We start from the raw sequence: 534 nt of genomic DNA on the forward strand, positions 1-534 counted from the left end.
GAATGGAAGGTGGCAATTCGTCCAGAGTCCATCTACGTGAAAGAGCATGGTCGCCAATACGGAAACCATATTTCTGCACCGCAGATGGGAACCATCAAAAATCACCAACTGCTTGGCAATGTAATTCGCTACCAAGTATGCGTCGAAGAGTGCGATCTTACGGTCGATTTGCTCAACCGTTCATCCGAACGCTTGCTAGCTAACGGCAGTCAACTAGAGCTGCTGTTTAACCTTAATGAAATTCAACCAGTGAGAGCCTAACATGTCCAAACCTTTGTACGTCTTTGATATGGACGAAACGCTAATCAACGCCGACTGTGCGATGATTTGGAATGCGTTTTTGGTTGAAAAAGGCATAGCAACGCAACCAAACTTCATCGAGGAAGATCAGCGTTTAATGGCCTTGTACGCAGAAGGCAAAATGGACATGGAGGACTACTTAGAATTCTGTATGGCACCATTGGCTGACATGCCCGTTGCACACGTCCATACGTTGGTAGAAGAGTGTGTAGAGCACCACATCCTGCCTAAGCA

Annotated in this window: 2 protein-coding genes; both read left to right on the forward strand. The window is 46.6% G+C overall.

Features of this window, described 5'->3' with window-relative positions:
* Positions 1-261: TOBE domain-containing protein (locus R7040_RS29615; RefSeq protein ID WP_318098071.1), on the forward strand; the 261-nt coding region annotated here is incomplete at its 5' end.
* Between the two features lies 1 nt (position 262).
* Positions 263-534 (forward strand): HAD family hydrolase (locus tag R7040_RS29620; RefSeq protein ID WP_318098072.1); only part of this gene is annotated, 272 nt, incomplete at its 3' end.

It is taken from the genome of Vibrio sp. 1069 (genome assembly GCF_033340555.1).